The organism is Scytonema millei VB511283, from assembly GCF_000817735.3.
Taxonomy (GTDB): domain Bacteria; phylum Cyanobacteriota; class Cyanobacteriia; order Cyanobacteriales; family Chroococcidiopsidaceae; genus Chroococcidiopsis; species Chroococcidiopsis millei_B.
This window is the reverse complement of the sequence record NZ_JTJC03000001.1, coordinates 1,390,730-1,406,640: the sequence shown is the minus strand read 5'-3', so window position 1 is coordinate 1,406,640 and position 15,911 is coordinate 1,390,730. Positions and strand designations below refer to the sequence as shown.

Here is a 15,911-nt window from a genome sequence, read left to right as displayed (position 1 = left end):
CAAGAGCAGCTCTCTTTCCCCGACTCCCGACTCCCGACTCCCGACTCCCGACTTACAACTCTTGTTTGATAAAATCTGCGGCTCTTTCGCCGATCGCGACGATTGTTGTATGGGGGTTGGATGAGGGGATGGCGGGCATTACCGAAGCATCTGCGACACGCAATCCTTCCACGCCGTAAACTTTCAGTTGCGTGTCTACAACTGCCATGCGATCGACACCCATTTTGCAAGATCCTACGTAGTGGTAGTAGGAACCGACATTGTTAATTACCCAATCTCTGAGTGCTGCTTCGCTGTTGACTTCTGGACCTGGGTTGATTTCTGTTAAACCTAACTTGGCAAAGGCTTGAGTTTGATAAATCTGACGGGCTATTTTTACCATCTCGACCATGCGATCGATATCTGCTTTTTCTGCACCATAATTGGCGTTAATCAGCGGATTAGCCATCGGATCGCTACTTGCCAAACGCACCCAACCACGCGATAGCGGACGTACTAAACCAGGTAGTGCCAAAATGATTCTCGGATCGACAAGCTGGCTGACTGGCGCAATTGGTTGATTCGTTTGCAGGCGTTGAATGACGTTACCGAAAAATGATTCGCCAAATGGGGCGCGATGCACCAAACAAATTTCTAAATCGGGAACCAGCATCGACGGTTCGGATTTCCAAAATAAGGCAACTTCAGTCATGTTGCCCTTGGGATCGGCTCCTGGTTCGGACATCATGCCCATCGGACCGATAATCAGCGGATGGTCGTGAAAATTTTCTCCTACACCCGGTAAATCGACTACTGTAGGTATGTTGAATTGTTGCAGTTGTTCTGGATTGCCAATACCTGAAAGCAGCAATAATTTTGGCGATTGAATTGCACCCGCACAAACAATGACTTCGCGATCGGCTCTGACAGTTTTTAAAACTCCGTCCTGCTGATATTCAACCCCTACACAACGATTGTTTTCTATTACCAGTTTTGTTGCTTGAGAGTTGCTGCTTAAAGTTACATTAGGGCGAGCTAAAGCTGGTTCTAAATATGCCGTTCTGACCCCTGCTCGCCTGCCATTTTTAATATCGACGTGATGCCAACCAACACCAAAATCTTCGGCATTAAAATCTTTGACATAAGGATATCCTAGTTCTACACAGGCATCGATGAAAGTTTGCGAAGCTGGGTTGCCTTCGTATTTGGCATCAATGATATTAATTGGTCCACCTTTACCCGCAGTAGGGTTGGTGTCGTCTTCCTGATTTTCGAGTTTTTGAAAATAGGGTAGCACATCTTTGAAAGACCAACCGGAACAACCGTTGTAAGCCCAATCATCAAAATCAGCGGCTTTACCTCTGGTGTGAATCATGTGATAAATATTGGAAGTTCCGCCGATCAGTTTGCCAGCCGCAGAATAGATTTGTCTGTTAGCTAACCCTGGCTGGGGAACGCTCATGTAAGCCCAATCGATTTCAGTCAATAGCAACTCATTCCAGCGATAGGGAACGTCAATAGCTTCCCAATTTTGAGTTCCACCAGCTTCCAAAATTAAGACTTTGGCATCAGCAAGTTCGCTCAAGCGATAAGCAACGGTTGCACCTGCCGCACCCGAACCAACAATAATATAATCAAAAGTTTCTGTCACGATCGCCTCTCACTTCATTCATTATTTTTTTTAGAATTTTTGGTTTGAGTTTTGTCGAATTACCGAGTAGAAATAATCATATCGGCTGCTTTTTCACCAATAGCGATAGTAGGAGCATTCGTATTCCCGCTCGTAATTGTGGGCATAATCGAAGCATCGGCAACTCGCAATCCTTCTACTCCATAAACCTGAAGTCGAGCATTGACAACGGCATCGCGATCGCTTCCCATTTTGCAAGTTCCAACTGGATGCCAAACAGTGGAAGCAACTTGTCGAATATAGGCGCTTAATTCTGCTTTGCTAGTTACAGAAATTCCTGGGGCTAATTCTTCACCGCGAAATTCATCAAAAGCGCGAGTATTCACTAATTCTCTCGATAATTCAATTCCTCGAATTAACACATCAAGATCGGCTTCAGACTGTAAGTAATTAGGACGCAAAACAGCTAAATCTTGAGGATTGTTAGATCTTAAAGAAACAGTACCTCGACTTTGCGGCTGCACTAAAATTGGTGCGAAAGTAAAGCCAGGACCATCGACTCGATACTGAGGTTCTAAAAATTGTACGGGTCCAAAAAAGAATTGCAGATCGGGTGAGTTCGTACTGCGATCGATGTCGCTGTTGGTGTAAGTAAATAAACCTACTTCGGAAAGAAGATTAGGTACGGGTTGTTCTTGCTTGCAGCTATATCCAACTCCAAATAGCAAATGATCTTGCAGATTTTTACCGACTCCTGGTAAATCTACTACGAGGGGAATACCATGAGCTTGCAAATGTTCGGCGGCTCCAATACCGGAAAGCATTAACAGTTTTGGCGATTCAAATGCACCGCAACTAAGAATGACTTCTGCTTCGGCTTTAACTTGGTGAATTTTGCCGTCTTGCAGATATTCCAACCCAATAACTCGCTGTTTGGCAAATAAAAGTCGGGTGACTTGCGCGTTAACTTCTACTGCAAAATTGGGATGTCCGAGAATTGGTCTGAGAAAAGCAACAGCCGTACTGCAACGCTGATTATCTTGAGTGCGAGTCGATTGATAGAAAAATGCGCCATTTTCCTGTTGTGCGCCGTTGCAGTCCCAGCCATTACCCCCATAACCCAATTCCATCGCTGCTGACACGAAAGCCTGGGATACAGGTGCAGGATTGCGATAGTTAATGACGTGTAAAGGTCCCCCTACACCTCGATATTCCGAGGCTCCCCCTTCATAATCTTCCGATTTCTTGAAATAGGGTAAAATTTCTTGGTAACTCCAACCTTCGTTACCTAAATATTTCCAGCGATCGTAGTCGCGACGATTGCCCCGAATGTACATCATCGCATTGATTGAAGTCCCGCCGCCCAAAACTTTGCCTTGCGCGATGGAGATTTGGCGATCGCCTAAACCTGGTTCTGGTTCGGTTGAGTAACCCCAATCTGCATTAGAACCCCACAGAGAAGTCATCGACTGCATATCTGTGTTGTGGATGGCGGGGTTACTATCTGGACTGCCTGCTTCGAGTAACAGAACGCTACAACCCAGATTTTTCATCAGTCGGTAGGCAATGACGCAACCAGCCGCGCCAGCACCTACAATAATGTAATCAAATGTACGTTCAAAATTCATTGACTAGTCCACCTTTTTTACTGGTTTAGAAACTCATCAATCTCTTTTTGGGATAAACTATCAATGACGTTAGCAGCGAGATATTCCAGATAGTATTTGCCCCACATTGTTTCCCACAAACTAAATGTCAAATCGAAATTTTCCCCTAATTTATTTGCTAAATAAATCTCGATTCCCCAGACAGTATCGTCAAATTCTTGTTCGGTAAACTTATAACCCGCTTGCTCCGCATATGCTAAAACTTCTGGTTTAAGAAGAGTTTTTAATTTGGTTTGCAATTCAGATTGGCGAACGAGTGCTTGTAAAAAGTTAATCACTTCTATTCTTGCCATAAGATTTTTATTAGTTAAGAAACTGCTTTAGTTCCGCTTCAGAAAAAGTCTGAAATAATTCTTCAATTACATATTGCAGGCGAGACTTTCCCCACATTCTCCGCCATAAACTACTGTTAGCATCGATCGCTTCACCCATTCTCTCTGTAATAATCTGAGCTTCCATACCTCCAATAACCTCAGCTAATTCCTCACCATTAAAGCTGTAACCCAAACTTTTAGCGTGAAAAATGACTTCAGATAAATTCTTTGACTCGAATTTCGCAAACAAAGTTGTATCGTGATGACAAACTCTGAAAAAATCAATTACGCTTTCTTTCGACATAACTTCTATTTCCTCGATCTCATTCCTTTTAACGAAAATCTGGTCCAATAATCCAGTTTTCAGTTGTCACCATACTGTGAACGTAATTACTTTCAAAAAGTTGTCCAAAATCTGGCAAAATGAAATTCTCATATTCTGGTGAATTCAGAGCTTTCTCAAGAGAGGATAGATCGTCAAACCAAAGTTGCGATACACAATCGAGAATAGATTCACCGATCGCATAAAAACTATCGCGCACGTGACACTGAAGATAGCGTTGCAGACCTGGAAGTTTCATAACTTTAGCTGCATGACCGTGCAACATCGTTTGACGAAATTCTGCTAATGGCATTCCAGCTTTACGCTTCACCATAACTAAAAGCTTGATTTGCTCGGAGTCTCTTTGTAGCGGTTCTCCTGCCATCAAAACATGAGCTGTAGTATCTAACCCAACCGTGCGCCAAAATGCTGCCCAATTTGGTTCATCTCGCCGCGCCCCTTCGATAAACTCTTTAGACTGAAGCGAAGCAATTTGTTCTGCTTCATTTTCTAGCCAAATTTCAGCAACACCACTAAAAAGAGGGTCTTCTGGCTCTGCTCCAAAAGGAATTCTCAAATCAATTAAATACCTTCTAATTTGAGGAATTTTGCTGGCATAATTTGCCGCATGAATGTTAATCCAATAGTCTTGAAAGTCTTTCTCACTCATCCCTGGTCTAGGATGGGCAAATATTAGTTGATGGATCATAGTGAGTAGTAACCAGTTGTCAGTTATCAGTTATCAGTTATCAGCAAGAGAGTGGTGCGTGGTGCGTGGTGGGGAGAATTCAGAATTAATTTTGAATTTTGAATTTTGAATTGCTCCCTCTGCTCTCTTCCAGTCCCTAGCCGATCGCTCCTGGGACTTCATTACTGATGACGAGGTCGATCAGGAAAGGTCCGTTGTGGAATAAAGCTTGAGCGATCGCGGGTTTGATCTGCTCTGGTGTTTCCACGCGCACGGCTTGCACTCCCATCGCCCGTGCTAGTTCGTCAAACCGCAGATCGGGATGACACAAATCGAAAGAGGCAGGAAATTCGCCTTGCGGCAGCTGCTGTTCTTGCCAATACTGCAAAATATTCAGCTTCAAAATGCGATAGCTGCGATTGTTGCAAATGACAAACTTAGCATCGATATTGTGGTGCGCAGCCGTCCATAACGCTTGGATGGTATACATTGCACCACCATCGCCTGAAAAGCCGATCGCCGTTTTGTCGGGATGGGCGAGCTTAATCCCAATTGCACCAGGAATACCTACACCGAGAGAACCGCCCCGCGTCTGGAAATAATGCCCCAGCGTCGTCGGTGGAATGTAGCGACATAATTCTTCAGAATGAGTAATTGCCTCATCGAAGACGATCGCGTTTGGTGGTAAATGTCTGGCAAGTTCTTCGGCAAATTGCGATAAGTGCAGAGGTACTAAGTCATGCACGGCTTTGTCAGCTTCAAACTGCTCTGCCATTTGCTGCTTTTTCGTTTCAGCAATTTGGGTAGTTCTTTGACCGACTAGCCGCTTTTGCTCGGCAGTCATTATTTTTTCTAATTCTGCACCCAGCTTGGCAAGGGTCGTTTTCGGATCGCTGACTATACCTAGATCTACAGGGAAATTCTTAGCGATTTCGTAAGCATTCAAATCGATGTGAACGATTTTTGCATCAGGAGCAAACGCACCAGACAAAGCAGGAAAGACTTCGGGGAAAACATATGTACCGCAAATCAGCACAACATCGGCTTGAGATGTAATGCGGCTGCTCACTTCGCCAAACATATGACCCAATAGCCCACCAAACAGCGGATGGGTTGCGCTCATATTTGGTTCCGATGAATCCGAACCCCAGACTTGAGCGCCAACCAATTCTGCAACGCGAGTTAATTCTGCTTGAGCGTCGGAATAAGCTATACCGTCACCGACAATAATCAGTGGTTTGGCTGCTGTAGCTAGCATTGACGCTGCTTTGGCGATCGCCTCCGGTTCGGGAGCAACTCGCGTCACTGGGATCGAAGTCGGCACAACTTCTTCCTCATTTGGTGCATCCAACACATCCATCGGTAAAGAGACAAAAACCGGACCCATCGGTGGCGTAGCAGCGATTTTGATTGCTCGTCGCAATACCCGCAGCAGCGAACTCGGATGAACCACCCTGGTTGCCCATTTAGTGACAGGTTTTGCCATACTCACTAAGTCTGCTGCCATCTGCGCATCCATCGCATCGTATTGAATTCCAGATTCACCTGCTATTACGACTAGTGGCGCATGACCCCGCATTGCTTGGTACAACATGCCGATCCCATTACCCAGACCAACCCCGCTATGCAGTTGCACGATGGTCGGCTTTTTAGTAGAACGAGCGTAGCCATCAGCAGCCGCTACCGCGATCGTCTCTTGTAAGGCAAGAATGTATTCAAATTCTGGATAATAATCGCTGAGTGCATCGAGAAACCCCTCTTCCGACGTACCGGGGTTGCCGAACATATAGCGGATACCATCAGCAAGTAATTGCTCGATAATTGCAAATCTACCGTTTCTTTTTTCCATGATTTTTTCCTTCTAGAGAGGGAGCAGGGAGCAGGGAGCAGGGAGCAGTGACCAGTAACCTGTAATTTCTCCCTTGTCTCCCTTGTCTCCCTTGTCTCCCTTGTCCTCTTCCGCTACCAGCCGTATCGTCTCAATCCCTTTTCCAGAACTTCCACTAACCGCTGACCAGTGGCATAGGAGTCTGGGGTGGAACGACCTGTGACGAAGGGGTAATCGACAATGACTGAAACTTCATGCCCGACGTTACCGTGGAATTGCCCTTCTGGTCCCGTGGCATCGCGCAGAATATACTCTAGCGGATAGAACGGAGGACCGAAGTTAATATCGCCTAAGCTAGGATTGACGTTCGTTCCCATAAATCCCGTACCGTCTTTGTAGTCATATTCCAAACAATGACCTGTAACGTGCTTGCCCCAGATAATGCTTTTGCGATCGTTGATGTCGCGGGCAAAGGCAAGGCAGGGAACGCCATAACATTCGGCAGCAATGGGTTTATCCATTTGATAGAAGTTGAGGATTAGGTCGTGGACTCTTTGGTTGTTGACCAAATCCACTAGAGGACCGCTACCACCGACGATTAACATCGAATCGTATTGGCTCAAATCTTGCTCGCGAATTTCCTCAAGCCTGCGATAATATGCTTCCATTTCCCGCAGAAATTTAGGAGAACTCCAATAAGGTCTTTCAGGTAGCCAATCTCTCAAGCTGATTGGATTATTTAAGCGGGGATTGTTGGGGTCGTCTATAGCGCGGACTTTCTCTGCCATTTCTTGAGAAACAACAGGACGACCTAAAGGCGGATCGACGAATGTAGCATCCATGCTAGGGGTGAGGGCTACAGGTCTTTTGCCTGTTGGAGTTGCAAAGTCCACTTGATATCCAGCAGCATCGAAAGTTTCTAGGGGACCGATCAATTCTTCGCCCCAGTAACCCCATTCGGATAGAATAATCAAAATCTTTTTAGTCATTGGAACCTCTAAATTGGTAATTGGTAATTGGTGCGTGAAATCCTTACGACTTACGACTTCTGACTCCCGTACGGGCGGGTTTTGACCCGAGATTTTCGGTCTCAGTTAGAGATCTATTTGCTAAACCCGCCCCTACAACTCCCGACTCCCGAATTCTGTTTGATTTGAGTCGCGATCGCATCGATAAATGCGTTAACGTCATGTCCTGCTCGTCCCGTTACCATGTCGCGATCGACCACAATGTTTTGGGGATCGTTTGGCTCGGAATCCAGAGGGGGTGGCACGTAAATTGCGCCTGCATTTGTGATGTCTGCTAAGACAACTTCGTGGCAAATCACCCGCCGTCCTTTCAGTAGCTCTGGCATTGGTGTCAGCAACCATAACCCGTGGCACAGTAGCCCTTTGATGATTTTGGGATTCGCCATTGCTTGAGCGAAGAATTGGACTGCTGGAGCCGTGCGAGTCTGTTCTGGGCTGATTTGTTGTCCCTGTGGGGGTTGAAAGTACCGTAGGCGGACGCTGGTGTAATTTGCAGCCACGATCACGGCTGCATATTCGTTGATCTCTACGTTTTGAAAGTCGATGTTGACTTCCAATGTTGCGAGGGACGTTTCTTGCCTGTTAATCCGATCTGCTACTTCGACGCTATCGACATCAGCGGCAAAGCGAGCGCTGGGCTGATCCCACAACCGAGACATTAAATGGACGGTTGCACCTAGTTCGGCAAAGCGTGTTTGATATGCTTCGATCTCGTAAGGGATGTATTCAGTTTCAACCAGTACGGCGATTTTCTTGCCTTCAAGCATTCTCGCAGTCATTTGTTTGCTCCTACGCGCTTAAAGGCTTCAGTTGTACGACGATCTCTGCTTCCGAACCAAGTTGAAATTCTTTTTCGCTCAGATTAATTCGGAAGTTATCGGGATCGATATCATCGCGATCGCTACCATCAATGCTGATGCGGCTAACTTGCAAGCTATGAGGTCTGACAAAATCAGGTAAGACATTAATAGAGCGCTGCCGACAATTTTTATTAGGTTTGAAGTAGAGGCAGAAAGGTTGTTTCGTGACGTAAGAACTGATATAGATGTGAGCCAAATAATTTAGCTCGAAGGCATGGTAGCCGGAGATCGCGTGTCCGCCTTTATTCCCATAACCACCTTGAATTACGGGCATTCCGCTTTCGGTGACTCGGAAAAAGATCCCTTTGCTGTCTTGATCGAGGAAGAATAAATTCCAGAAAGCGGCTGTCTCTTGAGCAAGTTCTAAATACTTCTGCTTTTGTGTTTCATCTTCATTGCTGCAACCATGCAGAATTAAGTAGGCTAAGAGAGCTTGTTCTTGTTGCCAAAAGTCTTTTGTGTTGCTCCAAGGGAATTCTAGTGAGAATCCGTTGGTAGGGTGGCGCTCTACGGTATCAAAAATTCCGCCTCGGAATAGATCGACACCAATCTCAGCCATTGTCGAGCCTAATTTATCCGCTAGTTTCATCAACTTATCGGCAAACTGTTTTGTTGGCTCTGCCGCTTCTGGGTTTTCAGCTCTAGAGCTTTCAGCCGCAAAGTAGTAGTAATTGGCAACGCGAGTCAAGTTCCAGGCAATCTTTAAGTTGTGTCCAATCACGGCACGATTTTGCTGCCAGCGCCAAGATTGGTCTGGTTGCCAGTTGCGGAAAAACCTCTCGTTTACAAATGGTATGCTCGAATCTGGATCGGGAAACTGCTCGATGATAATCGTGCTGGTCGTATGGAGAATCTTTTTGCAGATATTTAAAAACTTCTGAAGTTCTTCAAAGTTGCCACAAGTTCTTGGTAATGGCTCAAGAGCTAATATGAGATTGACCAAATAAGCTGGAATATGGTCGCCAATAGAATTCCAATTTTTCCTCGCTTGATTGTCGCCTAACGCCTCATTATCCCAACTTAGGGTTGCATAATCGAGGTGTGAGAAGTAATCTCCAAAAGCATTCTCGCCATACTTCGATTCAAAATCTAGATAGTAATCGTTAAAAGTACGAATTGTTCGTTGAATATCATCTAGTACTTCCCAGTCGAGGGTAATTCGATAGTATTGAGCTAATCCAGCTAAGGCATATATTTGTTCGTAGAGCGGAATTGTATTGAGATCGTCACTATTTTGCGATGTCATGTACAGTTGATAGCTGTAATCTGTCTTGCGCTTACCGGATGCCCAAAAACAATGTTTGCCATCGCTCGTTAAGCCGCGAAAAGTTTCTCTTTGATACTGAACTCCTGCACGCGCCGCTGATAAATAGCTTTCGCATCCAGTGAGTAGGTAAGCTGAAGAGAGACCGTAGATCAATCGCGATAGCGTCGAACTTTCTTGCAAGTTATCATCAGTACGCAAACCGATAATGTTTAAATTAGTCTGATACAGTTTGAAATCATCAATTTCATAAGTCATCTTATTGGGAAATAAGAAACCTAACCAAGTATCAGCTAAACGAGCAATTTGAACCAACCACCAATGCGTTTGCTCGAATAGAAATTTTCCTTCAGGGGTATGCAAAACATTAATCATTCGTGCATCAAGGCGACGATGGGGATCGTCTTCTAGATAAACGCCTTGAACGACAACTAAGCGATCGGGCTTAATATACTTTTTAACTAACTGCGATGGGTTTCTCTCGAAACCTTCGGGAGTTGGATAGCGATCGCGATTAATTCCATCTAAATTTTGTACAAACTGAAATTGGGTTTCTCTACCCACATTGACGACTAGTTCGTCACCACTTCTGCATTTAATATGAAAGGCAGCTTCTTGCTCTCTAATTTCAGTTACGTTACCCATTAGGGTCGTACTAATTGTAAATTGTCTCATTGTTTTTGTCCTCGATTTAGGGCTAATTGCGCTATTTAAATTCTCAAGAAACGTGTCGATTTCTCTAAATTGCGATCGATGCAATGCAGAAATCCCAAACTCCTATTCACAAAATCTCTAGTTCAGTTTTTTCAAACTAGAGCATTAATTGGAGAAAGTTTTAAGTAGAACTATGTCCATACATCTCGATTGTTTGACTACGTCACGTCGCTCGATCGCCTCAGTTCTATTTGTTCTATGTTTATTAGTGTATGTAAGATAAACTCGAACATCAATGGACATTCTTTTTGTGCGATTGGTTGTTTTTTTTGTCTTGTTTCTTACGAAGAGATTTGTAGTTTAATGTTTTATGTTCGTAGTGATACTCAATCAAATTGACTGAATTTATGCCAATGGGAAAAAATCTTTACATTCAAATTATTGAATTAAATTATAGGCATTCTCAGTTGAATGAGGTACCTAGATCTGTAGGGGCGCACAGATGTGCGCCCCTACGCATGTATTAAACTTTTAACTTTTGCCTTTTATACTAGCCGCGATACATAACTCGCCATGCTTGAGGGGTTGTGCCGTTCAGTCGCCGAAATAGGCGAATGAAATAACCTGCATCGCAATAGCCTACTGCTTCGGCAATTTGAATTACCGCCAGATCGGTTTCTAAAAGCAAGCGACGAGCTTCTGTCATGCGACGTTCGACAATCCAACTCAGTACGGTTTTGCCAGTTTCTCGGCGGATCATGTCAGTTAAATAAGCGGCAGAAAGATTAACTGCCTTAGCCACTTCTTGCAGTCCAATGGAGTTGCAATAATTAGCATCAATAAAGCCCAAAACTTGTTTTACTATTGGGCGAGTTTGAGGCGAAGATTTTTTTGATTCAGGTAGTTCAGATGCAGCGAGTCTAGCAGTTTCTATCAGTAATAGAATTAATAGAGCGCGAGTTGCTTCGGTAAAACCAAATCCCCGATCGCAAAGTTCGCTTTTGAGTTGTCCCAGTAGAATTAACCAGCGCGATCGGATCTCAGTTGGTACATAATAATGCTTGGTTTGGGCATTTTCAGTGTGAACAAATGAGTTCAGCAGGCGATCGGGTAACATTAAGAGCATATCGGCTTCAGCACGGGCAGGGTGAAGAGCTTCGGCACTGAAACCAACAACCCACTTAGTTGCATCATCGAGTCCACTCGGATCGTGAACCTCACCAGGAGGAAGTAAAAATAGATCGCCAGGTTTAGCCCAAATAGGGCGATCGCCTATTGAATACCAACCTTCACCCTCTTCAACAAAAAAAAGTTCAAAAAATGTATGAGAGTGAGGACGTGATAATTGTGAATTTGAAGAGCCTGTAGAGTGAAATACTATAATCCTTGGTTTCTCGGGGGTTTGTTCGGGTAAAGTCAGAGTCCGCAGTGGAATTGCAACGCGATTAGCTAACTGCATGACAAAATATGATGTAAAGGCTACTCTACTTAATCACTACAGGCAGAGTTTGCTATTTTCCAGAATAATGCTTAGATGTTTGCCAAGCTTTTCTGATGATTTGTAATAGAATTCTGAGAAAAGGAAGTTTAAAAAAAACTGTGTGCGTAGTTGAAGAAAATTTAAGTAGCAATTTTTACTAATCGCAACAACTCTATTTTTTATTGATAATTGAAATTATGCTTCTTGAGCATAAACGTCTTTTCTCATCTATATGCGTGCTGTTTGCGCTGTAAACCAACTATGCCTTGATTATGATACTATCAAGAGTTTAGCAATATTTGCAGAAATATGACTTTTATCATAAGCGATCGCTACTCTATTTTATCGATCGGAAGCGATCGGGATCGGCAGATAGCACTATCTTTTCGCGCTTCAGTCTTACAATCGCATTACACGAGTGTTATATTGTCACCAAGAGCGCTCGATTTCGTTCAGCCATATCAGTTTTTAAAGCTTTGCACAACAACCGTTTTCAGTCTTTAAAGCAGTTTGACTTATTGGTATAAAATATTGCATTTAACTCTAAAAATTTAGTAGGACGGTACAAAAGCACTCCTGCGATTAGAAATCGCGACTACACAAATAAAACCTGCCTGCGCAGGTTTCAAAGGTTTTTCATTAGTCTTTCACAAGTCATGACACAATGACACAATGACTAATCCTTAAGACTTTCCTGAAGGATCGGCAGCATGAATTAGCTCTGGCTGTTGAATCGGCGGACGCTCGATAATTTGAGCGGCTGAGGGGTGTTGTTGCTTTTCTAGCTTGCCTAACTTTACAGGACTACCAGTTTCAACAGCGCGATCGAGGGCGCGGATAATCCGAATATCGTTTAAACCCTCAATCCCTGATGGCTCTGGATCTTTATTTTGTAGTATGCAGTCAGCAAAGTAAATTAATTCTGCGGCAAACTGATCGGTGGGTAGAAAAGTCCGTTCCTGAGTTTTGCCATCGATTGTCAAGTAGTGCGTCAGCGCTCCTTGAAAGTCATAACCAGGATCTAGCCTCAAATCTCCTTTTGTGCCAACAATCTGATAGTTCGCCACGGGAGCAGCACCGAAGCTACAAGTAAACGTCGCTAACCGATCTTCGGGAAACCGCAAAATAACGCTGTGCATTTCTGCTACTTCCTGAAAGCGCGATTCTGGCTTGCTAGCACTGATAGCGAATACTTCAACTGGCTCATCTTGAAATAGATAACGAGCGGCATTGATGCAGTAGATGCCCATATCGTCTAGAACGCCGCCACCCAAAGCTTTCTTGACGCGGACGTTCGCCGCTTCTACCTGCTGGGTAAAAACCGAACTAAAAAATCGCGGTTCGCCAATTTCTCCCGATTTCACAATTTCTACTGCTTGCATATTTGCAGGCTCGAAATGCAAGCGATAAGCAATCATCAGTTTAACGTTATTATCTTGGCAAGCTACAATCATCGCCTCGCAGTCTTGCTCCGTAACTGCCATTGGTTTTTCGCAGAGTACGTGTACCCCAGCTTGTGCAGCTCGTACGGTGTATTCTCGATGCAGGTGGTTGGGTAAGCCAATATAGACAGCATCAACCTCACCATCAAGACAGCGATCGTACTCTGCATAAGAATAAGTCTTTTGTACCTGATATTTTTTGCCCAAATCCTCTCGCTTGGTTGGATCGTCTGAAACCAGAGCCACTAATTCAGCATTTTCAGCATTGGCAAAGGCTGGTAGTACTGCGACTTGGGAAATCCACCCCAAGCCGACTACTGCATAGCGAATTTTACGCTTTTCATCTGAGGCTGTCATGTCTTACTCCTGGCTTTCGTAGATTAATGCAGTTGGGCGATCGCGACTCTTAAACTTTAAGTAGATATAGTAAAAAGCCAAGCAGCTCCTTTCCTCTAGCCAATGGTGCGAGTTATTTTTCTCAGAACTCTATCTAACGGATGAGTCTGACGTACATTTACATGTTGCGATCGCCTTGCTTTTGTCGATCCATCAACCGCAATCTATACTCATTTTGCCGCAACAACTTTCTAGTCGTGCTAAAAACAAGCAGGATTATCAATAGCTGAAGCTGCCAAGGGGCTAAAATCAAACTCAAAATCAAACTAACAATTGCAATGACAGCAGTAAGATATGCTATTTCACCAGGACATTTTTGGCACAGATAGCCAGTCAAAAAACAAGTTGCTAATGGAATCAGAAAAATCAAATTCATAAGCTTCTACTCATCGATAAAAATGGGAATTTGTACGGGTGGGTTGAGCAAATAGATCTTCAACTGAGACAGTAAATCTCGGTCAAAACCCGCCCGTGCGGGAATCGGGAGTAAGAAATCGATATTCCATCAACTACCAACTACCAACTACCCATTTGTGGTAAACGAGAGTTAATTAAGCGATTCATCCAGCTTTCTAAATAGAGACGATTTGCTTGTTGTTGTTCTGGATTGGTAGTATCTAAGGAATGAGGAGCAAGTCCCTTGATGGCAGCGGTGGTGACGCAGAACATAGCTTTCTGAAAACCTTGATTGATTTGCACGTGCAGATTGTCCTCTCCCCTACGACTGTGACAATAAAATTCATGCAAATACTCTGGCAGAAAGTGTCGCATGTCTTGCATGAGTAACGTAGGAGGAATACCAGCACCCCCAGTTGGTAAGGGATCGGCGTATAATGCCCCATATTCAAAGCAACTAGGATCGGTAGGAATTTGGTGCGCTTGAGCGTTGTAAGAAACCGTGCCAGGAAAAGGAGTGCCGCGTAGGAAAATTGCTTCAACATAAGGTACAGCCGTATCAGCCAGGAACTTCAACCCCGCCGATGCAGGTAAGATATCGTAGGCTTGTCCTCGTAGGGTGACACTATAGGTTATTGGTTGGTTTGCTGCTGCTACTAAGCCAGATTGAATATGCTCGACAACTTGAGGAATAGAGGTAATTTCTTGGCGATTGTAGCGATCTGACAGCGTGAGAAAAATCTCGCTCATCACCTGCCAAAATTGCCCCAAAGCACTGTAATAGACGAGTTGACGGATTTGTTCAAAGAAAAAATCTGGATAGATTTTGTACAAGCTTTGGAGTAGCCAATTACCTCTGAACTTAGCTTGAATTGCCGATCGCGATCGCTCGATAAACTCAGGCGAATCGAGATAAGTATCTAAACCACCACCTCCATGCCAAAACATTGCCTTCATGCAATATTCGGCATATTCAAAATTGAGGCGATCGTGCCGCATATAACGCAGAAATTTCTTTAAACTCACTTCACCGTTGAAGTATTTGAATACGGTAAAAGGTTCCAAGAAAGCATTTTCTGCCACATAAATCAGATTTCGAGCGTAGGCATCCAAAACCACACCGTAACTTTCTAAAATGCCTACAACCTCCATTACATTAGTAGGAGAATCAGGAAGTAAAGCTGCTCCGGCTGCTAAATGTTGAACGCGATCGCTCAGGATTTGAGTAGATGGACGTAATGTTGTTACCATCGTTGTTTCTCCTGTAATAATGCGGGAGTCGGGAGTCGAAGGGACAAGGGAGACAAGAGAGACAAGGGAGAGAAGAGAGCAGAGGGAGCGATCGGGAGCGATCGGGAGCTGAGGGAGCAAAACAATTCACGCATTCACGCATTCACGCATTCAAAATTCTTACACCTCACACTTCCCACACCCCCCACACTCCCCACACTACGCACCACTTATCACTCATCACTCACAAATGACCAATGACAAATGACAAATAACTAAGTATCCAGTTAGGCTGAAGCCCTAGAATGACGATGAGAATTGCCAAAACAACACCAGGGATGCGTTCTAGCCAAGATACGCGGGGTAGGTCGGTATATTGCGGTGCTAGTCGCCCGAAAAAGGCACTGTTGACCAGATTTAAGAAATAAACTGCTGTCAAACCCTTACCAACCATGCACAGCAGAGTTTGTACTGGAAATACGGCAAAACTACCTCGAAAGACCAAAAATTCTGCGGCAAAGCCTGCCATGCCAGGAATGCCAGCACTCGCCATCACTGCTAAAATCATCCCGTAAAAAGGTATCCACCAAGTTGTCTGAATGAAAAACTCACTCATATAGCAATCCTCAATGGTTTACAAGATCTTGCGTGATGATTGTCATTGGTCATTCGTCATTCGTCATTGGTAATAGGCGGAAGTCGTAGGGGCGGGTTTAGCGCATAGACCGACAAC

General features: G+C 44.3%; 13 protein-coding genes and 1 pseudogene. All 14 read right to left on the bottom strand.

Annotated elements, in window-relative coordinates; genetic code table 11:
- Positions 1 to 52 precede the first annotated feature (52 nt).
- Positions 53 to 1,630 (bottom strand): GMC family oxidoreductase, encoded by a 1,578-nt coding sequence (locus QH73_RS29125; protein ID WP_039715650.1) that lies wholly within the window; start codon positions 1,628 to 1,630, stop codon positions 53 to 55.
- 59 nt (positions 1,631 to 1,689) lie between these two features.
- Complete coding sequence (locus QH73_RS06315; protein ID WP_039715649.1) at positions 1,690 to 3,237, bottom strand: GMC family oxidoreductase; 1,548 nt, start codon at positions 3,235 to 3,237, stop codon at positions 1,690 to 1,692.
- 17 nt (positions 3,238 to 3,254) lie between these two features.
- On the bottom strand, positions 3,255 to 3,569 hold the full coding sequence (locus QH73_RS06310) for a Nif11-like leader peptide family natural product precursor (protein WP_039715648.1): 315 nt from the start codon (positions 3,567 to 3,569) through the stop codon (positions 3,255 to 3,257).
- A gap of 10 nt (positions 3,570 to 3,579) precedes the next feature.
- Positions 3,580 to 3,894, bottom strand: coding sequence for a Nif11 family protein (locus QH73_RS06305; protein ID WP_039717473.1), 315 nt, complete (start codon positions 3,892 to 3,894; stop codon positions 3,580 to 3,582).
- A gap of 28 nt (positions 3,895 to 3,922) precedes the next feature.
- Complete coding sequence (locus QH73_RS06300) at positions 3,923 to 4,621, bottom strand: EthD domain-containing protein (RefSeq protein WP_039715647.1); 699 nt, start codon at positions 4,619 to 4,621, stop codon at positions 3,923 to 3,925.
- 136 nt (positions 4,622 to 4,757) lie between these two features.
- Positions 4,758 to 6,449: a thiamine pyrophosphate-binding protein gene (locus QH73_RS06295; RefSeq protein ID WP_039715646.1), complete on the bottom strand. Its 1,692-nt coding sequence runs from the start codon at positions 6,447 to 6,449 to the stop codon at positions 4,758 to 4,760.
- A gap of 113 nt (positions 6,450 to 6,562) precedes the next feature.
- Complete coding sequence (locus QH73_RS06290; RefSeq protein WP_039715645.1) at positions 6,563 to 7,417, bottom strand: type 1 glutamine amidotransferase domain-containing protein; 855 nt, start codon at positions 7,415 to 7,417, stop codon at positions 6,563 to 6,565.
- Between the two features lie 113 nt (positions 7,418 to 7,530).
- Positions 7,531 to 8,235, bottom strand: a complete 705-nt coding sequence (locus QH73_RS06285) for a DJ-1/PfpI family protein (RefSeq protein ID WP_052290050.1) — start codon at positions 8,233 to 8,235, stop codon at positions 7,531 to 7,533.
- 10 nt (positions 8,236 to 8,245) lie between these two features.
- On the bottom strand, positions 8,246 to 10,255 hold the full coding sequence (locus QH73_RS06280) for an AGE family epimerase/isomerase (RefSeq protein WP_039715644.1): 2,010 nt from the start codon (positions 10,253 to 10,255) through the stop codon (positions 8,246 to 8,248).
- A 529-nt stretch (positions 10,256 to 10,784) separates the two neighbouring features.
- Complete coding sequence (locus tag QH73_RS06275) at positions 10,785 to 11,693, bottom strand: AraC family transcriptional regulator (protein ID WP_052290049.1); 909 nt, start codon at positions 11,691 to 11,693, stop codon at positions 10,785 to 10,787.
- Between the two features lie 704 nt (positions 11,694 to 12,397).
- Positions 12,398 to 13,513 (bottom strand): Gfo/Idh/MocA family protein, encoded by a 1,116-nt coding sequence (locus QH73_RS06270; RefSeq protein WP_039715643.1) that lies wholly within the window; start codon positions 13,511 to 13,513, stop codon positions 12,398 to 12,400.
- Between the two features lie 157 nt (positions 13,514 to 13,670).
- Positions 13,671 to 13,928 (bottom strand): hypothetical protein, encoded by a 258-nt coding sequence (locus QH73_RS06265; protein ID WP_039715642.1) that lies wholly within the window; start codon positions 13,926 to 13,928, stop codon positions 13,671 to 13,673.
- A 140-nt stretch (positions 13,929 to 14,068) separates the two neighbouring features.
- The gene (locus QH73_RS06260) at positions 14,069 to 15,199 is read right to left on the bottom strand and encodes a CO2 hydration protein (protein WP_039715641.1); all 1,131 of its coding nucleotides are present in this window, start codon (positions 15,197 to 15,199) and stop codon (positions 14,069 to 14,071) included.
- 223 nt (positions 15,200 to 15,422) lie between these two features.
- A pseudogene (locus QH73_RS06255) lies at positions 15,423 to 15,746 on the bottom strand (NAD(P)H-quinone oxidoreductase subunit D4); the annotation flags it as partial.
- Positions 15,747 to 15,911 lie beyond the last annotated feature (165 nt).